Raw genomic sequence first — 20910 nt, 5'->3', positions numbered from 1 at the left:
ATGAATCCATGAAAATTTTAGCAATCATTCCAGCACGTTCTGGTTCAAAGAGGTTGCCTGGCAAGAATATTAAGCCACTTGCAGGAATGCCATTGATTGCACATAGTATTATTAGCGCCCAGGAAGCCGCGATATGTGAGGAAATTGTGGTCTCTACTGATTGTCCACATATCGCAGACGTTGCATTAAAATATGGAGCATCAGTTCCTTGGCTGCGGTCATCTAGTCTGGCACAAGATCTATCAGACGTTATCGACACGGTGACTGATACACTTCAGCGTTATCAAAATGAGAAGAAATCGTTTGATAGTGTGCTGCTTTTACAGCCAACATCTCCTTTTCGTTCTGCTTCATTCATCAGAGAAGCAGTGGCACTTCATCAAAAAACTGGACATAGCGTAGTTTCTGTAAGTCCTCCTACCATTAAACCTGCCTGGTTTAGGATAGTTGATAAAGAAGGTAATTTAATTTCTAGTCGAATTATGTCAGAGTATGAAAATGAATTAGCTCATTCTGAACTGTATCAACTCAATGGTTCTATTTATTTAGCATCAGTTGAACAAATACTTAAGCATAATAGTTTTTATAGTGAGCCAACTAAGGCACTACTTATTAAAAATCCTCACGAGGCAATTGATATTGATACGTCATTGGATTGGATATTAGCTGAAAAATTAATGGAATCTAAGGAAGAAGAGGTAATAACATGAGTTGTTTTATAATTGCTGAAGCGGGTGTTAACCATAATGGTGATATTCATTTAGCAAAAGAATTGATTCACGCGGCTAAAGAAACAGGGGCTAATGCGGTTAAATTTCAAACCTTTAAAGCGGATCATTTAGTCAATAAAACAGCAGAGCAGGCTCAATATCAGAAGAAAAATTCCTTGCATTCAAGTCAATATGACATGCTCAAGGCATTAGAAATTTCTGAAGACGATCACCACTTGCTGGCCGAGTTAGCTGATTCGCTAGGCATAGAGTTTATGTCCACTGGTTTTGATGAAGCATCCATCAATTTTTTAGTCTCACTAGGTGTTCGTCGACTTAAAGTTCCATCAGGGGAAATTACTAATTTACCCTTTCTTGAACATCTTGCCAAAACCAACTTGCCTCTTATCATGTCGACTGGCATGAGTGATTTGCTGGAGGTAAGAGAGGCAATTGATACCGTTAGACCATTCTATGGTGATAAATTAAAAGAAAACCTGGTTTTGCTTCATTGTACATCCAATTATCCTGCAGCCTATTCCGATGTAAATTTAATGGCTATGCAGACACTCGCTGATGAGTTTGGCTTGCCTGTAGGCTACTCAGACCATACTTTAGGAATGTTAGTTCCCACCTTGGCTATTGCAATGGGAGCAAAAGTACTGGAAAAACATTTTACGCTAGATAACTCACTGCCTGGGCCTGATCATGCCGCCTCAATGCTGCCTAAAGCATTTCAAGAAATGGTTACTACTATTCGAGATGCGGAGATTGCCTTAGGTGATGGCGTTAAGCAGCCCACTCAAAGTGAACTTCCAATTCGTGATTTGGTGCGGCGTAGTGTGACGTTAAGGCACGAATTACCTCAAGGGACACGACTAACAAAAAATGATCTTATTTTACTTCGTCCTGGAACAGGCATTAAGCCTGCGAGGCTTCACGAAGTAATTGGCAGACGATTAACAGTTAGTCTAAATGCTGGTAGCACTTTACAATGGGATGATGTTGAGTTGTGATGAGAAAAATTTGTTATGTGTCTGGCACTCGTGCTGATTATGGACTAATGCGTAGTGTATTGAAGCGCCTGGATGCTGCTCCTGACATTGATTTATCAATCTGTGTTACAGGCATGCATCTCTCTTCTTTATACGGCGATACGGTCAATGAAATTGCTACAGATGGTTTTAAGATATGTGGGCAAATTCCTGTTGATGTCGATACAACGGCTCATGCAACCATGGCAAAGTCCATTGGTTTTGAAATTATTGCTATGGCTGAATTATTTGAACAACAAAAGCCGGATATTGTTTTATTATTAGGGGATAGAGGTGAAATGCTTGCTGGAGCTATAGCAGCAGTGCATTTAAATATCCCAATTGTCCATATTCATGGCGGCGAACGATCTGGAACAGTTGATGAAATGGTTCGTCATGCTATATCTAAATTAGCTCATTATCATTTTGTAGCGACTAAAGCAGCTTATGAGCGGCTAATAAAAATGGGTGAAAAAGAAGAGAATGTTTTTTTGGTTGGGGCGCCTGGTTTGGATGAAATTATTACTTATGAGCCTCGCGATCGAAAGCATTGTTGCAAACAATATAATCTTGATCCCCATAGACAATTTGCTCTATTGATTTTTCATCCAGTGGTTCAAGAGTATAATGAGGTGAAATTTCAATTTAAAAATATCATCTCAGCTACTTTGCAACTGAACTTGCAAGTGATTATTCTCGAACCTAATTCCGATGCGGGTGGACAGTTTATTAGGGAAATTCTCACAGAATATCAGGATCATGCTGATATTCGTATTATTAAGCACATGCAACGGCAAAATTATTTGGATTGTTTGGCCAATGCTGATGTAATGATTGGAAATTCCAGTAGCGGCATCATTGAAGCAGCTTCCTATAATCTTAAAGTAATTAATGTGGGCAGCCGACAACAACTGCGCGAGAGAGGTGATAATGTCATTGATGTTGGAACGGATGTTCCTTCTATTTTATCAGGGCTAAATCAAGTTTTATCGGCAAAAAATACCACGTTTATCAATTTTTATGGTGATGGCCAGACCAGCGAGCGTTGTTACAACTTATTAAGAACAATTTCTTTAAACTCAGATATTTTAAATAAATGTAATGCATACTAAGCAATTGACAATAATTGGTGGGGGTGGACATAGTAAAGTGGTGATTGATGCACTTGAGCTATGTGAAGGAAACAATATTATTAGTTTATGTGATGATAATCCGCAGGTAGTGGGTAAAATAGTCGGTGGCCATGTTGTCGCAACAACCCCGCCTTTATCACAAATCTCCGCCAATGTTCATGTGGCAATTGGTAATAACCAGGTTCGTGAAAAAATTTATCGTAGTTTATCTAAAAATGCTGCATTATTTACGATTATACATCCAAGCGCTGTGATTTCTAAAACTGCAGAAATCGCCGGTGGGTCTTTTATTGCTGCAAATGCAATCTTAGCTCCTGACAGTAATATTGGCGAAGGATGCATTATTAATCATGGTGCTATTGTAGATCATGATGTGAATATAGGACCGTATTCTCATATTGCGCCAAATAGCACATTAGGAGGGAATGTTTCCATTGGAGTGGGAGTATTGATAGGATCAGGGGCTGTGGTTCTCCCTGGTATTATGATAGGAAATGGGGCTACTGTTGGTGCGGGTGCTGTTGTCACTCGAAATGTACCAGAAAACAGTGTAGTTAAAGGCGTTCCTGCAGGATGAAGGTAAATATGTTTAATATAGAGACATTATTTGTTAAAAAAAATTACACGCTAAAACAAACTCTTGGTAAATTAGATGAAACTGCGCAAGGTGTTTTACTTTTAGTTGATGATACGAATTGCCTTATCAGAACTGTGACTGATGGGGACCTTCGTCGTTTATTACTCAAAGGTTGTACTTTAGAATCAACCCTATCAGCCTTACCTACCGTGTCATCAAAATCTCTTCCGCAATCAGGCACTGTCCAAGAAGCATTTCATTTAATGGAGGAATATGAATTAGATCATATTCCTTTGGTAGATAAGCAGGGTAAACCTATTCGACTCATTCACCGTCGAGAGCTATCCTCCAATATTTTATTGTCTACACCGCATATTGGAGAGCATGAACAGCAATATGTACAAGAAGCATTTATTACCAATTGGGTGGCTCCTTTAGGGCCAAATGTGGATGCTTTTGAAAAGGAAATTGCTGCCTATGTGAATACCAAGGCGGCAGTGGCATTAAGTTCTGGTACAGCGGCAATTCATTTGGCACTAGTGCTGCTGGATGTTAAGGCAGGTGATACAGTATTTGTTTCTAGTTTTACATTTGTTGCTACTGCGAATCCAGTCCTTTATCAAGGTGCTACGCCGGTATTTATTGACTCTGATCCAGATACTTGGAATATGTCACCTCAGGCATTGCAGCGTGCATTGAAAGAGGCGGCTGCCAGAAATCGACTGCCAAAAGCGGTAATCATTGTTAATTTATATGGACAAAGCGCTAATTATGAAGAACTTTGTAAACTTTGTGATTATTATCAGGTGCCAATTATTGAAGATGCTGCTGAGTCACTAGGCGCTACGTATAACAACCAATTTAGTGGAACTTTTGGCAAACTTGGTGTTTTTTCCTTCAACGGTAATAAGATTATTACTACTTCCGGAGGAGGAATGCTAATTTCTGATGATGAAGCATTAATTGAACGAGCACGCTTCTTATCAACCCAGGCACGTGATCCAGCTTACCACTATGAACACAGCGTAATCGGTTATAATTACCGCATGAGTAATGTATTGGCAGGGATAGGACGCGGACAGTTACAAGTATTGGAAAAAAGAATCGCTTCGCGGATAGCAATTTATAATCATTATAAAGAGGTCTTGCAGCAGCACAAAGTAGTGAGCATGATGCCAGAAATTAAAGAAGGCCGCAGTACTCATTGGTTATCAACGATGCTTATAGACCCTCAATACAGTGCCATAGATCCTGTTACTGTTATTAAAAAACTAAGTGAATATCGAATTGAAGCGAGACGAACATGGAAGCCTATGCATAGACAACCTCTATTTGCTGGTACGGCCTATTATCCTCATACGGAATCTTTGAGTGTTTCTGATTATCTCTTTGATCAAGGGCTTTGTTTACCATCAGGTTCAAATCTTAGTTCGACGGATATAGACAGAGTTATCCAATGTCTTACTACTATTCTTAAGACCAGCCAAGAACTGACGGAGACGATTTAGGTATATACTGGAGGGCTGCTATTTTTGGCAGCCAGTCCATAAACCAAATCATCCCACTGATTCAAATTACCCCTGAGCTGTTACAGCAAATTTTTTTTAAGCTCATTAACTTGTTCCAAATTTTCACTTTCCCATTTTTTGAGAGCTTGAGCGTTGTTGTTAAATTCGGCTAAAAAATTTGTTGTGTCTAATGGTGTTGAAAAATCAATTAAATTAGGTTGGCTTTGCTTATTTAATATAACTGACAAAAGCAAATTTCCCAGCTCGTTTTTAAAATGGAAAGGATCCCAAAACCATTTCATTACCGTCGAGTTATCATCACCAGCAGGCAAACTTTCGGTGGTATATGAATTTAATTTGTTAAAACTCCATAAAGTGTAAGGCAGGTGAGGATAATGATCATTATGTTCCTGAATCAAATTAACTAAGGTTTTTTGCCATTCTTCATAGCGTGACCAAAGTCCTAGCAATTTATAGGTTTCCAAAAGACGTACATGTTCAGGGACTAAAACAATAATTAGTTCTGTGTTGTTTTTAGTGCAGATATCGATAATTTGTTGCATATAGCTTAAGGTGTTAATTCGATGCTTGGAATCAATAAATGCAAATTTTTTAGTTGGATCAGGAAAAAATGTTTGTGGATTAAATTTTTCAGCATAAAGGAAATGATTTTTATATCCCTTTAATTGCTGAACTTGATCGGTTCGATAATTATGTGCGAGTTGTCCGTTACTTAAGAAGGCATTTTTTTGATTTTGGGACTGAATAGTTGTTATGCTGGCTTTTAATGCATCATAAGATAAAAGTGTTGAAAAAAAACTATTCATTTTAAGGGGATTTTTTTTACCGTTTCTATCCACAAGCAAAATAGCCTCATCAAAATCCTCGCGATTTTTTACATAGGCATTAAACATAAAAAAATTGACTGCTAAAACTACTTTCTTTAATGGACGAATCGATTGAGCATGCTGTAAGTAGCGTAAGACTTCATAAATATTAGCGCCACTTAAACCTAGATTATAAATACTTTTTGTATGCCAGCCTAAAAAAGTTGGATCCAATCCCGTCTCAGCAGTGGAGGAGCCTAGAATGATGACTTCCGGCTTTTTCCACTCAACGGCCATGGCTTTGGCTAAACGGAGATGGAACGTTACTTGAGGTTTGACCTTATTAATATTTTTAATAGATAGCGATTTGTAAATATTATAAGGGTTGATTAACCAATTAAATAAAATAATGGTCAAGCAAAGAGAGATAACAATAAGTAAGTATTGAATGGTAAATTTTTTATAACTATCCAAACTGATTTCCTAAAATTTATAATACAGAAATTCACTAACATGGCCAAAAGTGAGTAAAGAAATTACTGTTAAAATAGCACAAAAAAATGCAAAAAACGCGTTGGGTCTCCAGGAAAAAAGACTGCGCTGTGACGTTGCCCTTGAGGATGTATCATTGAGTGGTCCAAAACGATGTAGAAACTCCTGTGTATTAGGGGCAAAAAAAACTATACATCCTGAGACAAGTAGCAGTAGAAGTAAGTAGGACAGGTCACTAACAACATTTGTACTTCTTGTTGTTATAAGTTTGATATTGAACATTGTGCGAAGGATATTCTTAGCCGTTGTAAATGAAGATGCGCGAAAAAAAACCCAACCAATAATAACTGCAATGAAAGTTACCAGCTTCGCCGACAATTTGCTCAGCCAGCTATTTTTAAAAAGTGGTGTCACAAAATTGGCTTTTAGCGATAACCAGGCATGGTTAACAAGCAAGTATATACCATGTAAAAATCCCCATAGAATAAAAGTCCAGGAGGCCCCATGCCATATCCCACCAATTAACATTGTCACGACAAGGTTGATATAGCGTCTGCTTGTTCCGCGGCGATTTCCCCCCAATGGGATATAGATGTAATCCCGTAAGAACCGAGAAAGGGTCATATGCCATCTTCGCCAAAAATCAATTAAATTGACTGCCTTATAGGGAGAATTAAAGTTTAAAGGAAAAGTTATGCCAAAAATTGCTGCCAGTCCAATGGCCATGTCCGAATACCCTGAGAAATCAAAATAAAGCTGAAAGGTATAGGCTAAACTTCCTGCCCAGGCTTCGATAAAGGAAATGTTACCTGTCTCCGCAGCAAGAAATATTTTTGTTACGAAAGGTGATAAGGAGTCAGCCAAAATTGCTTTCTTAAACAGACCAATTGAAAACCAGCTAAGCCCTACAGCCAGGTTAGACCACTTAAATAAACCAGCTTTTCTCACTTTAAATTGAGGCATAATTTCTTTATGATGCAGAATGGGGCCAGCCATCAAATGGGGAAAAAAAGTTACAAATAAACCATAATCGGTTAGTGCTGGTTTTGGCACTTCTTGCCTGTATCGGTCTACCAAAAAAGCAATTTGTGTAAAAGTAAAGAAAGAGATCCCTAGAGGCAAATCAAACTCGGTAGTTTGAAAGGGTATATTAAGAAGATAATGAACATTAGCGAGAATAAACTGGCTGTACTTAAAATAAATTAATATCGCGACATTAATTATGATTCCCAAATAGAGAAAACTTTTATGTCTTTCCAGGTGGCTACTAATTACATAATTAAAAGTTATAGATAGAAGCAAAAAAGGCAAATAAACAGTATTCCAATAGCTATAAAATAACAGTGATGCTACAAATAAATAAGCAATAACCACGGTTGAAGAGTAGTAATACTGAAGAAGATAAAACGCGGCAAAAGTAAATGGCAAAAAGCAAAAAAGGAAGGAATAAGAATTAAAAAGCATGACTTATAGATATCCCAAAAAAGTTACCTATTTTGCGACGAAGAAGCCATTGGATAAGCTCGTTCAATCCAGAAATAAATACCAGATAACCCAACAATCTCTAACATCACAATAGGTAAAGTATATTGCTCATAAAAATGAGTACAGGCGACAAGACCTACGATTACGCCATTAATTATTAACTGTCCCAAAAGAATTATTTCGGAGTTAACGCCTAATTGTTTGATTCTCTGATAGGCATGCTTTTTATGGGGTGAATACCAAACCTCTCGATTAAATATGCGACGAATTAAAGTAATGGTTGCGTCAAATAGAAAGAGGCCATTGAGCATAAACCAATAGAGAATTGGAACATTGTAATATTTCTGTGCTATTAATCCCATCAAAAAGGTGGTTAAACCTAGTGTTGCGCTTCCCACATCCCCCATGAAGACTTTAGCCGGAGGAAAATTAAAGATTAAAAAACCTAGTATATTTGCTGTAAGCATTAAACAAATATATTCATAAAAGACGGCGCCGTGATTATCAAAGATAAGACTATAGGTTGCGAGTAAGAAAAAGGCTTGTATCGCTGCAAATCCATCTAAGCCATCCATAAAATTAAAATGATTAATAGCCCAAACAAGTGCCCCAAACATAAATAAAAAAACTATGATTTCGTTGGAAATTGCAAAAGCAATAAAATCTAAGGAAAGGGGGGATAAGTAAAAAGCAACCCCTAAAGATACCAGGCATTGGACTAGTAAGCGTAATTTAACCGATAAATTCATGAGGTCGTCTACGAAGCTTATCGCACCTAAGACAAATCCACTAATTATTAAAACAAGTTGTTGTGAAGCGACAGCCTCTGTATAAAAGCCAATTATAGGTATGGCTAATAACCATAATCCTATAAATACAATACCCGAACCACGCACGGTTGGTTCAGCATGCAAAGTTCTTTCATTGGGTTGTACAAGCAATCTCGTATTATTAGCAAATAAATAAAATAATTTTATGAGTGTAGCTGATAGCAATATCATACCTAGGCTAGCAATTATTTTCATCTTGATACCATTGAACCGTATGTCGTATTCCTTCATTTGCCTTAACTGGAGGTTCCCAGCCAAGTTCCATTTTTATCTTATTATTACTTACTAACAATGAATCTAAAAGACGCGTACGCATCCTTTTTAATCCCAAAAGAGAAAAAATCCCTGTTAATAGTTTGACTGGAACAGGGAAAAGTCGCGATTTTATTTTCATTTCAGCAGATAGCATCTTTAATAGTTCTGCCAGTGACCAATGTTCGTTATCGGCAACTAAAAAAACTTTATTGGCCGCTTTTGGATGACTAAGAACAGTGCAGATTGCAGAAACTAAATTATCTATATACAAGAAACTTCGTCTATTTTTTACTTTTGCAAAAGGTAAGGGCCATCTTTTGGCCACAAGAGTCATCATTCGAAGGAAATTAGCTTTTACTCCAGGACCATAAACTAGCGGGGGCCGTAGAATGATTACTTCCATTGCTGTTGAGTTACTAATATCTTTTAAATATTGTTCAGCTAATAACTTACTTTTGGCATAAGGGTCATCCGGATTTTCCCGACAACTCTCAGTAAAATAGATATCTCTTGCTGTGTATTCACCCATGACTTTAATAGAGCTTAAGAAAATAAATCGCTTTATTTTATTTTGAGCGGCTTGTTCTGCAAATTCCCTGGTTGCAATGCTATTAACTTTGCAATACTCATCAAGCGATTGTTCCTTTCCTTCGAGGTCATGTACTTTGGCTGCCAGATGAATGACGATCTCCACGTCCTTGAGTGGAGCGCTCCAGTCAGTTTGCGATTCAATTTTATTAATTTTTACTTGTTCTGCCTTAAGCCATGAAACTGGTTTCCAAACTGCACAACGGACTTCGTGCCCCATGGATTGTAATTGTGGTACTAAATTCATTCCCACAAATCCGGTTGCACCCGTTACTAAAATTTTTGCCAAATTTTATCTCCTTACATTTGGCATTGGTAGCATGCCACGCTGGTGTAATAATGTATTGTATTCAATACACAGATAAGAACTCGCTATGTATTTGGTAATGCCGAATTATCATTCTAACTTGCGATTTTAACATTAAGACGCTAAGGTCAAGTTCTTATTCATTAACGTTAAATTTTGATTTAAGTAAAATTTAACAGTATCTGCCAAGTGGTTTGCGAATTCGCCCCTTGGACTCCATCCCAGCTCCTTTTGAATTTTATTATTGTTTATTGCATATCGCTTATCATGCCCTTTTCTGTCTTGAACAAAAGAAATTAACGATGTATGAGGAGAGTTGTTAGGTAAGAGCTTATCCATAATCTGACAAATATGTTTAATCAAAGATAAATTATCTAATTCATTATTACCACCAATATTATATACTTCGCCCACATGCCCTTTGCGAATAATTAAATCAATGGCGTCGCAATGATCTTTAACATAAAGCCAGTCACGAATATTCAAACCATTTCCATAGACTGGGATAGGTCGTTGGTGAATACAACAATCAATCACTGTAGGAATTAATTTTTCTTTATGTTGGTAAGGACCGTAATTATTTGAGCAATTAGATGTGGTTACAGGCAACTGGTAGGTGTGGTAATAGGCTCTAACCAAATGATCTGAGCTCGCCTTTGATGCTGAATAAGGTGAGTTGGGCTGATAAGGATTTGCTTCTGTAAAGGCAGGTTCATTTTCATTTAATGAACCATAGACTTCATCAGTTGATACATGATGAAATCGACAGTGTTGAGTAGTCCAGCCTTGTTCATTTAACCAATAATTTCTAGCTGCTTCTAATAAAGTAAAAGTACCTAAAACATTTGTTTGTAGGAAGAGTAGGGGATTTTTAATTGAATTATCCACATGCGACTCGGCAGCAAAATGAACAATAGTGTCTATTTCGTATTCTTTAAGTAGGGAGCTTACAAGTTCTTTATCTCCAATATCACCTTTTACAAAAAAATGGTTAGCTAATCCATTTACTTTGGCCAAATTAGCTTCGTTGCCGGCATAAGTCAGTTTATCTAAGCTTACAATGCGAAGCTCGGGGTAGCGCTCACTCATCATTTCAATGAAATTACTACCAATAAATCCGGCTGCCCCAGTGATAAAAAGATTTCTAGGTTGATAAGTCATCATGGTCTTCTTATTTCCTCTTGCATAGATTGGTCAATAACTTCTAGTAAATAATTATCCCAATGCGCGCATTCTATATTGAAAATTTTCTCAATTTTATTCGTAATTAATACTGAATTTTTAGGACGTTGAGCTTTAGTGGGATACTCTTCTGTCTTAATAGCTTGAAGGCGATTTAATAACAAAGGATAACCTCTGTCTTTCGCTACCTTAAGAAAGCTTGTGGCAAATTCATACCAATTAGTGGGGCCTTGGCTGGCATAATGATAAATACCCCAATTATTAAATCCTCCAGCGTCTAATTTTTGTATAATTGTGTCAATTACCCGGGCAATATCCTTGGCTGCCGTTGGACGTCCCCATTGATCGGCAACAATTCCAAGCTCTTCTCTTGTGTTTGCGAGTCGCAAAATGGTTTTTACAAAGTTTTGCCGATTTTTGCTAAACACCCAGCTCACTCTAAGGATGAGATGTTTGCCAAGATGCGCCTGAATTAATTGTTCACCTAGTAATTTGGAATGACCATAGGCACTCTTGGGATTGGTAAGGTCTTCCTCTGTATAACCTTCGGATTTCAGCCCATCAAACACATAGTCAGTGGAAAAGTGTATTAAGGGAATATTGCGTGATTGGCAATAATTTGCCACTTCCTTTATTGAATAACCATTAATCTGTTTAGCAAGCTCTACTTCGTCTTCTGCTCGATCAACGGCTGTGTAGGCTGCTGCATTCACGACAAGATCAACTTCAAATTGAGCTAAAGCAGGGAAGACTTTTTGGGGATCTAATAAATCGCATTCCTTTCTTGATAAGGACAAAATTTCATGTTTGGAATTGGCGAACCATGCAATGAGCTCCGATCCAACTTGTCCTGTACTCCCTAATAATAAGATTTTCATGTTTATTAATCTGGTAATAAATCAACGTTTTGTTAACCTTCTAATAAGAAATTATTAAAGGCAGAAATTCAAAAGCAGGCTAATCATAACAGATAGAGGAATGGGTCTCAAAAGAAAAATATTTTGTTAATTAGAGTGAAAAGCTAGCATAGACTAATTGAAGACAGTTACACAGTAATTCCGGACTGTAGCTTTACAATAATTAAAATATATGAAAGTATTCCCCCATTTTATGGATTTGCGATTTATTGCTATGACGGATTCAGCACAGCGAGCAAATATTTTATTTGTTGTTCAACGGTTATCAGATTTTGTAGAAATGCGTCGTGCAGCAGCTGGCTTAAAACACCAAGGACACCGCTGCATTATTTTATTCTGTGGAGTAGGTTCCAAGCTCCATGATGATCTAGTCTTAGAGAGTATTGACAAATCACTTGAAGCTCAAGAAATTGATGAAAAAATTGTCTTCTCCGAGCCCAAAGTCGTCATTGAAACACCCGTTCATAAATTAGTAGATTATGTACTGAAGAAAAAAGCGCTCAATGCAACCCAGAGTACTATTGAGCAACTACCTCATATCGTAGAAGTTGCATCTGCAAAGACGCAAATTGAGGAAAAAGTCTATAAAAGCCATCGAGCCAAAATTTCTAGCATAAAAAAGGGAGTTGTGATTCTTCGCAATATTGTTGTGACTCTTCGCAATATTATAGATCGTAGCATTAATGAAATCTCATCCTTTTACAAGAGACCCATACGTGCCTTTAAAAGGATGGCATTTGCGAGATTAAAAGATTTACTTGTATTTCTTAATAAAATAACTGGTTCAAGCCTCGTTGTTGTGCCGGTGATTTATAGAAAAAAGTTAGTTGCTTACGAGGAAATTCTAAAACAGCATCAAATTAAATTAATTATATTACCTGAAGATATAGTTGGTAGTGTTTCTCCTTTGCTTATAAAAGCGGGGCATCGCTATAACATACCCAGCATGATTATACCTTATACAATCGCAAATCAGTCAGAAGCGTTTCAAGCCCTAAAGGATCGCCCTGAATTCAGTCTAAAAGGAATGTTTAGTCATCGATTGCTCGGTATGTTTTTTCCTTCCTGGGTCATGAAGGATGATTTTCATGCTGCCTTAAGACTTCCTGCACCACATGTTCTTGGTCATCTTGTTACCCGAAGTTCGCCACCAGATCCATGGATGATGAATAGTACTTATGCAAATATTATTGCTGTTGAGAATGAGCAAATGCTTAGGTATTACAAAAAAAATGGTATTCCTGCTTCAAAATTGAGAATTACAGGGGCTTGCTACGATGACAACTTGGCTTATTTTCTTTTAGACAAGACTAAACAAAGGGAAAAATTATACGCAGAGCTGAATATTAACAGTACCAAGCCTTTTCTCTTAATTGGTGGCTTTCCTAACCAATTAACAGGGGGCACTCCTCCAGGGTTTGATTTTCGCGATGCAGAAGAGGCTGTCGATTTCATTGCGGATTGTTTAGACAGGATTCGCGCTGAGTATGAAATCATTTTCCGTCCACATCCCAATTATTTGGGATTGGGAGATTTGTTTGCCAAGAGAAATTTTTTAGTAACCCAAATAGATACGGCTCGATTAGTTGCTTTGTCCGATATATATATCGCTTTTGCCTCAGCAACGATACGATGGGCTATTTCCTGTGGGGTGCCAACAATTAATTATGATATTTTTTATTATGATTTTTCAGACTACAAGCAGGTGAAAGGCGTGTTGAATGTTTGTGCAAAGGAAGATTTTAAAAACGCGGTGCAAACAATTTCTGAACCAGAGCAGTTGCTATCTCTTAAAAATCATCTGGACACTGAAAAATTAGAATGGGGCTATTTAGATGGTGGCTCCATCAGTCGAATTAATTCTCTTGTAAAAGAGCTTCTTCAAGCAAAAAAGGTTCGTCGCAAGGCTTCTTAAAAAATAATTAAAAGGTAATTATAAAATGAATGGTTTGAACGTTGCTGTAATTGGTGCCGGTAAAATGGGGCGGGAACATATTAAAGCTTTCCAGGCGATTAAAGGCATTAAAGTAACTGGGCTCTTTAGTCGAACAAAAGCAACAGCAGAACAATTAGCTAAAGAATATAATATTCCTCTTGTTGCTGATTCTATCTCTGAGTTATATGAAAAGAGTGCTGCCGATTTGGTTATTGTTGCGGTTCCCGAGCTTCAGGCTAATCAAATTGCCAAGGCTTGTTTTCAATATAATTGGAATATATTACTTGAAAAGCCTGCAGGCTATGACTTGCTAGATGCGAATGATATCGCAGAAGCTGCTCGGCAAGCCAAAGGTCAGGTCTTTGTTGCTTTAAACCGTCGATTCTATTCAAGCTCTTTAACTATTCTAGATGATCTAAATGCCAATAGGGATGCCAAGCGATATATTCATATTCAAGATCAACAAAGTTTTGCTGAAGCAAGGGCTTGCCTCCATCCCGAAGAAGTAGTCCAAAAATTTATGTATGCAAACTCCATTCATGTTATTGATTTAATAAGATGTTTTGCGAGGGGAGAGGTCATTAATGTGCACTCTGTTTTACCTTGGCAAAAAGAAAAATCCCAAGTAGTGGTTAGTTTTATCGAGTTTGATAGTGGAGATAAAGCGCTTTACGAATGTATTTGGCAAGGACCAGGTCCCTGGACTTGTTCAGTGAGCACTCCTAACCGCCGTTGGAGCATGCAGCCTTTGGAAAAAGCACGTTTTCAAAATGCAAACGAAAGAATTTCCCATGAAGTAGAGATGGATGTAATTGATCAACAATATAAAGCAGGTTTTTATCGACAAGCACAAGAAGTATGCAAAGCAATTCAGGGTGAAAAAAGCCAGGCTATTACAATCGAACAGAGTTTAAAAACAATGGAATTGATTAATAAAATCTATGGAGTCTAGGAGTTGAGTCTTCCCTTTTGCTCGATGACCATAAGAATTGATCGCTGTCTAAAGACCGAGGTCAATTATTCAAGAAGTTGCCAAGTTTTTGTAACAGAGGTGTTTAAGGAGGCTAAATACGATGATTATCTACCCAGGTAAGGTTAATTTGGATAAATACAAACTGGATACTTCTTTTAAGGAAGCCTTTTATGGATTACCTTCTGAGGTTGCATTTTGCGCCAAATGTACTTATAGCAATCAAAAGCCTAATTCTGAAAAAGAATACAAGCATACTATTGATGTAAAGAAGCCCACTATTAATTTCGATGCTGAAGGGGTATGTTCGGCTTGCCGCATTGCAGAGAAGAAAAAAAATATTGATTGGGAGCAGCGTAAAGCACAATTAAAAGAATTGTGTGACAGGTACCGTAGCAAGACAGGTCATTATGACTGCTTGATCCCAGGTTCGGGAGGAAAGGATAGTTTCTATACTGCTTATATTCTGAAATATGAATATGGTATGAATCCATTAACCGTGACTTGGGCACCTCATATTTATACGTCTTGGGGTTGGAATAATTTCCAAGCCTGGATTCATGCGGGGTTTGATAACTACTTATTTACGCCTAATGGCCAAGTTCATAGGCTACTCACCCGTTTAGCACTTGAGAATCTATATCATCCATTTCAGCCTTTTATTTTGGGACAGATGTATTTTCCACCTAAACTTGCAGCTGATTTAAATATTCCTTTGGTGTTTTATGGAGAAAATCCTGCAGAATACGGTAACAATGCCAAAGAAGATGATAAAGCAACTAAAGATTTAGCGTATTTTTCAACCAAAAATACAGCTGAAATTTATCTTTCCGGGATTTCAGCTTTGGAACTAAAAGAAGATTTTGGTTTGACTGAGGTCGAGTTACAACCTTATATCCCACCAGACCCAGATAAATTAGCTGAGAAAAAAATCGAAGTTCAATATTTAGGGTATTACCTCCCTTGGCATCCGCAAGAATGCTATTACTTTGCGGTGAATAATGGTGGGTTCACTCCTTCCCCAGAGCGAACAGCAGGTACCTACAGTAAATACAGTGGTATCGATGATAAAATTGACGATCTACATTACTACACAACGTTTATCAAATTTGGCATTGGGAGAGCCACCTACGATAGTTCACAGGAAATTCGTAATGGTGAATTAATAAGAGAAGAGGGTGTGGCTCTGGTTAATCGTTTTGATGGGGAATACCCCGCTCGATTTGAGAAAGAAAATTTTGATTATCTTAGTATTGATAAAAGTAAATTGCCTATAGCTGCAAAGCAATTTGAACAAACCAAGATGGATAAGGAATATTTTGACCGACTTACGGATAACTTTAGATCACCGCATCTTTGGGCTTATGACAATGGCCAATGGGTGTTGAGGTATCGAGTTTCCTAATCTCCCTATAACAAGGAAAGATTTAAAAATAATATGATTAATATTTCCGAGTCTAAAGTTTTAGCAATCATTCCTGCTCGTGGTGGCTCCAAACGGCTACCACGAAAGAATATCTTACCGTTAGCAAATAGACCTTTATTAGCTTACTCCATTGATGCTGCAAAACAATGTTCCTTAATAACAGACATAATAGTGACCAGCGAAGATGAAGAAATTTGTGAGTTAGCAAGAAAAATGGGCGTAGAGGTTATTTGCAGGCCCTCTGAACTAGCTAGCGATACCATCTCTAATGAATATGTGGTTGAACATGCTTTGAAAACATTTATTAAAAATAAGTATTTTCCTGATTATGTGGTCTTATTGCAACCGACGTCTCCACTAAGAACAGCGACTCATTTGCAGGAATGCTTACAAAGCTTTTTGTCTTCTACTATGAGAAGTGTAGTGAGTGTGTGTCCAGTAGAACACCATCCTGGTAAATGTATGAAAATGATTGACGGTGAAATTAAACCTTATTCAAAACTTGAGGATGTGGAAAAGAGAACTCAAGAGTTAGAAAAAGTTTATCGTCAAAATGGGGCTATCTATGCGTTAAAAACCAGAGATTTTTTAGAGCAACTAAAGTTTTACCAATCGCCTTGCCTTCCTTACGTAATGGAGATTGAGGATAGCATTGATATTGACTCAAAACTTGATTTATTATTTTGCGAATGTTTGTTATCCAGCAAAAATAAAAATCAGATGGATATTGAATATGTCAGCTAATTATCAAAATTTTGGCCACTATATTACTGAAGGTTGGTCTAATGAGCCAAAGGAAATCTTTAAATTTCTTGAGCATTATTTATCCCAAGAGAAAAGAAATAAACATACTAGTTTATTGGATGTTGGTTGTGCGACAGGAGAGTTAATTCATTTCTTATCACGACATCATCCTGAATTTCAATTTACAGGGGTGGATATTTTTGATGATTTAATTCATCAATGTCAGGAATTACAGCCTGAGAAAAAATTTTTAAAAGCATCAATTCTCGAACTACCAGCTTCGCTTGAACAGCAATTTGATGTGATAACTGTTGTTGGTGTACTGACTATTTTTGATGAAGAAGAATTACCCCTGTTTTTTAATAATCTTTTTAGAGCCTGTCGTTCGAATGCTTCAATTTATATCCTATCTCCTTTTAATGAATATGGAGTGGATTGCGAAATTAAGCATAGGAAGCGCCAACAAGGTAAACGAGGAAACTGGGAAAAGGGATGGAATATTTTTAGCAAGGAAACCATCATTGAGCACATTGAGAATCATGCACAAAGCTGGAGCTTTCATCCTTTTAAACTCCCCTTTAATTTGAGTCAGAAAGAAGACCCTATCCGAACCTGGACCATAGAGACTGAATCTAATAAAAGGCAACTAACGAATGGGTTAAAACTTCTCGTTGATCATTATCTATTAAAAATATCTGTTTAATTACATAAGGATTTTAAAGTGGAAAGACAATTTAAGCTTGGACCTTATTCAGTAGGCACAAACCACGCGCCTATTTTTTTAGCGGAGGTCGGAAGCTATTTTAATGGTGATTATCAGCTTGCAAAAAATATGATTGAGATGATCATCAAAGCACGTGCGATGGTGCCCTCCCAACCGGTAGTTCTTAAAACGGAAATTCTCAATGATGCCGAAATATGTCTACCCAGTGAATTGCAAGAAACCTATACCTGCAAAGGTGGTCAGATAAAAAAGGAAAATTATCGAGAATTGATAGAGCGTAAAGTCATGTCGCTTGATAATTATGAAAAATTATTTGCCATGGTAAGACAGGCCGAGATGCCCTTTATTGTGTCGGTTTATGATTTTACTGCTGTTGATTTTGCTACAGAACATGGCGCTTGTGCTTTAAAAATTGCCTCAGCCAATATTGTTCATATTCCTCTTATTCGTTATGCCGCACAAAAAGGTTTGCCTTTGCTAATTGATACTGGCCGCTCCACAATTGCTGAGGTATTCAATGCAGTGAATACTGCAAGGCTTGCAGGTTGCGAAGATATTATTATTCAACATAGTCCTGATGGACATCCTGCCTTGCCCGAGGCTCATAACTTAAGATTACTACAAACCTATTCGCAGGCATTTAATTTACCTGTAGGTTTGTCTGATCATCGAAATGGCACTGACATGCTGTATGTTTCTGTAGCTTTAGGCGCTTCTGTTCTGGAAAAGGGTGTTTATGTTTATCCTGAGGAGCTTGATCAGGATATCTCTCATAGTATGGGAATTGATGAGTTACCTTCAGTGCTGCAATCCGTGTACGATTCTTGGCTTGCTTTAGGAAATACCGAGCGTAATTTGCGAACGCCTATTAAAGGAGTTATTGGTAGTTCACAGCGTCAATGTGTTGTGGCGAAAAAAGATTTACAGCCGGGAGACATTATTTCATTAGACAATGTCCGTTTCGCATTTCCTTGTTTAGGCATTCCTGTGCAACATTGGGATTTAGCCAATGGAAGTAAGATAGTATCGACAATAGCCGCAAATTCTCCTATTCAGTGGCAAGATATTCAAAGAAATGATTCTTAAGAATCCCAGTTGGCAAACTCTCTATCCAGGTTTGCCAACCTACCTTCCTTTGAGCCCTGAAGATTCGCACAGGCTACAGCAGCTGACGAATTTATTTGGTATCGCCTATCAAGTAAGTTTTAATAGTGAACCTTCGAATTTTTACATGATTGATGATTATCAGAATCATAAAAAATATTTTGTTAAATGCATGGAAGATAAGCATATAGAACATTATAAGCAGGCAGAAGAAATGGCCACATGGCTGCTGGCTAAAAAAATTCATGTCAATGCCGCTCTCGAATTAAGACATAATTGTTATATTTACTCGTTGTTAGACGGAGTTCGCGCTCCCTCGTCAATGGCAGTGCTTAGTCAGTTAGGGGCAGCGCTTGCGCGATTACATAATACTTTAAGTGATTATCCTCTTCAGGAAAGAATACAAACAAATACTGATAGACGAATCTCATGTCTTAATGAAATAAGAGAGAGAGTTGCACAAGGTAAACTTGCTGTTGGACCATTTCCTGATTACGTAAAAAAACTTGCTCAAAACAGCGACTTAAATTTTACGCAAGGTGCTAAAGCACAAGCTTTACATGGGGACCTGCATCCTGGAAACATGTTGTTGGTTAATGATTTGATTTATTTTTTTGATTTTGAGGACGCGCTTCATAGTTATTTACCCATCATTTACGAGATAGCTTATGTTCTAGAACGCATGGTGTTTGTGCGTCATTTTAATACAAATGAAATTCTTTGCCTCGGCAGAAGCTTTATGAAAGCATATTTGAGTAACGGTGGTTCTTACCAATTTCAGAAAAGTGATAGTTATGCTTCATTAACTTTAGCATTGCGTTCTTTGTGTGTGTTAACTTTGTGTGAAGTCGAAGGCAATAAAATTCATGACAGTGAATGGCTGAAATTCCGAAATTTGGCTGAGTTAGCATGTAAAAATCAAAATCTTCTAAGAGAAATTTTGCAGGATTGAAAGTAATAATGACGAAGAAGAGAGTTCTTATAACTGCCAGGGATGTAGGAGCGGCAATTAATATTATCGAGATTATTAAATTTATCCCCACGCGCTCTGATTGTGAGATACATGTTTATGTCCAATCGCCTGCATTGCGTTATTTTATTAATTTTAATATTTCTCACAATGTGGTACCTCAGCTTATTGCTAAAACACCAGAGGATGTGCATGCGGATGGTTTAATTCAATATGCACAACAACTGATTGCAACTGTTAAACCCGACGTTATCCTATGTGGTTTATCCACTCCCGGAGATGCTGGTATTGACGAGGCCTTAATTAAAGTTGCCAAAAACAAAATCCCCTCTATCGTAATGCAAGATTTTTGGGGAGAGGTTAATGATTTTTTTGGTGTATGTGCTGACTATTATTTTTGTTTGGATAATGAGGCTAAGAATTTAACTGAGAAACGTTATCCTTGCCAAGGAATTGTCATAGGGTCGCCGCGACATTCCTGGTATCAAACCCTTGATCTGCAAAATCTAAGACCACAACTGAGACAAGAGGTTGATTTATCAACCTCAGAAATAGTGGTTGGACTTTTCGGACAATCTTTACATCGATTGAAAGGTTATCAGGAAACGCTTTCTGAATTTTTATCTACTGTTTATCAAGTAAGACCAGAGGCGACAATTCTTTATCGGCAACACCCCAGAGAGAGTGGGGAGCAAGCGGAAAATACAGTTAAATTACTAGAGCAGTCTAACTTAAAGTTTATCAAACATAACCATGATAAAGTGGAGCATTCTTTAATACTTTGTGATGTAGTAACTAGTATCCTTTCTAATTGCCTTTATGATAGTTGTTATCTAAATTTCTTCTCTTCCAAGCCCCTAATTACCCCAATTGCTTTGTGCTATAAGGCAGATATTTTAGAGCATTTAAATAATTTTAATATGATTGAGTCATCACCTTATAAAGCGAAAAATATTGCTTTAATTTGTAATACCAAAAAACCTGATGATAAAACTATGGAAGATATATTATCCGCTGATTGTCGAAAAGAATATTGGCTTGCAAGTAAGCAATTGGAAAATCCAAAATATTCAGCGGAAAAGGCTTTTGACACTATTATAAAGATAATTACTAATTGCTGATTATTCTTTCGCAATTTAAATGATTTGTAACAAATAAATGAGGAAAATGCCTGTGTAAATTTAACTTTGA

19 protein-coding genes are annotated in these 20910 nt (G+C 37.4%); 13 read left to right on the top strand and 6 right to left on the bottom strand.

Features of this window, described 5'->3' with window-relative positions:
* The first annotated feature begins 8 nt into the window (after positions 1-8).
* Genes PXX05_RS08230 through PXX05_RS08210 form a run of 5 tightly spaced genes read left to right on the top strand, consistent with a single transcriptional unit; the run spans position 9 to position 4962 of the window.
* Positions 9-710: an acylneuraminate cytidylyltransferase family protein gene (locus PXX05_RS08230; RefSeq protein WP_275087746.1), complete on the top strand. Its 702-nt coding sequence runs from the start codon at positions 9-11 to the stop codon at positions 708-710.
* Positions 707-1726: an N-acetylneuraminate synthase gene (neuB, locus tag PXX05_RS08225; protein ID WP_275087745.1), complete on the top strand. Its 1020-nt coding sequence runs from the start codon at positions 707-709 to the stop codon at positions 1724-1726. The genes PXX05_RS08230 and neuB overlap by 4 nt, the downstream gene beginning before the upstream one ends.
* Positions 1726-2856 (top strand): UDP-N-acetylglucosamine 2-epimerase, encoded by a 1131-nt coding sequence (gene neuC, locus PXX05_RS08220; RefSeq protein WP_275087744.1) that lies wholly within the window; start codon positions 1726-1728, stop codon positions 2854-2856. The genes neuB and neuC overlap by 1 nt, the downstream gene beginning before the upstream one ends.
* Positions 2846-3454, top strand: coding sequence for an acetyltransferase (locus PXX05_RS08215; RefSeq protein WP_275087743.1), 609 nt, complete (start codon positions 2846-2848; stop codon positions 3452-3454). The genes neuC and PXX05_RS08215 overlap by 11 nt, the downstream gene beginning before the upstream one ends.
* A gap of 8 nt (positions 3455-3462) precedes the next feature.
* Positions 3463-4962, top strand: a complete 1500-nt coding sequence (locus tag PXX05_RS08210) for an aminotransferase class I/II-fold pyridoxal phosphate-dependent enzyme (protein ID WP_275087742.1) — start codon at positions 3463-3465, stop codon at positions 4960-4962.
* Positions 4963-5042: 80 nt separating this feature from the next.
* On the opposite strand, the gene PXX05_RS08205 is transcribed toward PXX05_RS08210, so the two are convergent.
* From PXX05_RS08205 to rfbD, 6 genes are all read right to left on the bottom strand, one after another.
* The gene (locus PXX05_RS08205; RefSeq protein ID WP_275087741.1) at positions 5043-6263 is read right to left on the bottom strand and encodes a hypothetical protein; all 1221 of its coding nucleotides are present in this window, start codon (positions 6261-6263) and stop codon (positions 5043-5045) included.
* 9 nt (positions 6264-6272) lie between these two features.
* The gene (locus PXX05_RS08200) at positions 6273-7745 is read right to left on the bottom strand and encodes an MBOAT family O-acyltransferase (RefSeq protein WP_275087740.1); all 1473 of its coding nucleotides are present in this window, start codon (positions 7743-7745) and stop codon (positions 6273-6275) included.
* Between the two features lie 23 nt (positions 7746-7768).
* Entirely contained in the window at positions 7769-8791 is a 1023-nt protein-coding gene (locus PXX05_RS08195; RefSeq protein ID WP_275087739.1) for an MraY family glycosyltransferase, read from the bottom strand.
* Positions 8775-9728: an NAD-dependent epimerase/dehydratase family protein gene (locus PXX05_RS08190; protein ID WP_275087738.1), complete on the bottom strand. Its 954-nt coding sequence runs from the start codon at positions 9726-9728 to the stop codon at positions 8775-8777. Before PXX05_RS08190 ends, PXX05_RS08195 begins: the two co-directional genes overlap by 17 nt.
* 132 nt (positions 9729-9860) lie before the next feature.
* Positions 9861-10907, bottom strand: a complete 1047-nt coding sequence (gene rfbB / locus PXX05_RS08185; RefSeq protein WP_420844644.1) for a dTDP-glucose 4,6-dehydratase — start codon at positions 10905-10907, stop codon at positions 9861-9863.
* Positions 10907-11806, bottom strand: coding sequence for a dTDP-4-dehydrorhamnose reductase (gene rfbD / locus PXX05_RS08180; RefSeq protein ID WP_275087736.1), 900 nt, complete (start codon positions 11804-11806; stop codon positions 10907-10909). The genes rfbB and rfbD overlap by 1 nt, the downstream gene beginning before the upstream one ends.
* A gap of 211 nt (positions 11807-12017) precedes the next feature.
* On the opposite strand from rfbD, the gene PXX05_RS08175 reads away from it, so the two are divergent.
* The 8 genes from PXX05_RS08175 (at position 12018) to PXX05_RS08140 (ending at position 20840) form a co-directional block, all read left to right on the top strand.
* Complete coding sequence (locus PXX05_RS08175) at positions 12018-13760, top strand: hypothetical protein (protein WP_275087735.1); 1743 nt, start codon at positions 12018-12020, stop codon at positions 13758-13760.
* Between the two features lie 25 nt (positions 13761-13785).
* On the top strand, positions 13786-14733 hold the full coding sequence (locus PXX05_RS08170) for a Gfo/Idh/MocA family protein (RefSeq protein ID WP_275087734.1): 948 nt from the start codon (positions 13786-13788) through the stop codon (positions 14731-14733).
* Positions 14734-14854: 121 nt separating this feature from the next.
* On the top strand, positions 14855-16156 hold the full coding sequence (locus tag PXX05_RS08165; protein WP_275087733.1) for an N-acetyl sugar amidotransferase: 1302 nt from the start codon (positions 14855-14857) through the stop codon (positions 16154-16156).
* A gap of 33 nt (positions 16157-16189) precedes the next feature.
* A complete protein-coding gene (locus PXX05_RS08160; RefSeq protein ID WP_275087732.1) occupies positions 16190-16921 on the top strand; it encodes an acylneuraminate cytidylyltransferase family protein in 732 nt (243 codons plus the stop codon).
* The gene (locus tag PXX05_RS08155; RefSeq protein ID WP_275087731.1) at positions 16911-17624 is read left to right on the top strand and encodes a class I SAM-dependent methyltransferase; all 714 of its coding nucleotides are present in this window, start codon (positions 16911-16913) and stop codon (positions 17622-17624) included. Before PXX05_RS08160 ends, PXX05_RS08155 begins: the two co-directional genes overlap by 11 nt.
* An 18-nt stretch (positions 17625-17642) precedes the next feature.
* Positions 17643-18731 (top strand): N-acetylneuraminate synthase family protein, encoded by a 1089-nt coding sequence (locus PXX05_RS08150; RefSeq protein WP_275087730.1) that lies wholly within the window; start codon positions 17643-17645, stop codon positions 18729-18731.
* Positions 18721-19701: a phosphotransferase gene (locus PXX05_RS08145; RefSeq protein WP_275087729.1), complete on the top strand. Its 981-nt coding sequence runs from the start codon at positions 18721-18723 to the stop codon at positions 19699-19701. The genes PXX05_RS08150 and PXX05_RS08145 overlap by 11 nt, the downstream gene beginning before the upstream one ends.
* Positions 19702-19709: 8 nt before the next feature.
* Entirely contained in the window at positions 19710-20840 is a 1131-nt protein-coding gene (locus PXX05_RS08140; RefSeq protein ID WP_275087728.1) for a hypothetical protein, read from the top strand.
* Positions 20841-20910 lie beyond the last annotated feature (70 nt).

Origin of the sequence: Legionella cardiaca, assembly GCF_029026145.1 — a bacterium.
In the GTDB taxonomy this organism is placed as follows: domain Bacteria; phylum Pseudomonadota; class Gammaproteobacteria; order Legionellales; family Legionellaceae; genus Tatlockia; species Tatlockia cardiaca.
The sequence above is the reverse complement of the archived record's forward strand: the minus strand, read 5'-3'. Positions and strand labels throughout refer to the sequence as shown.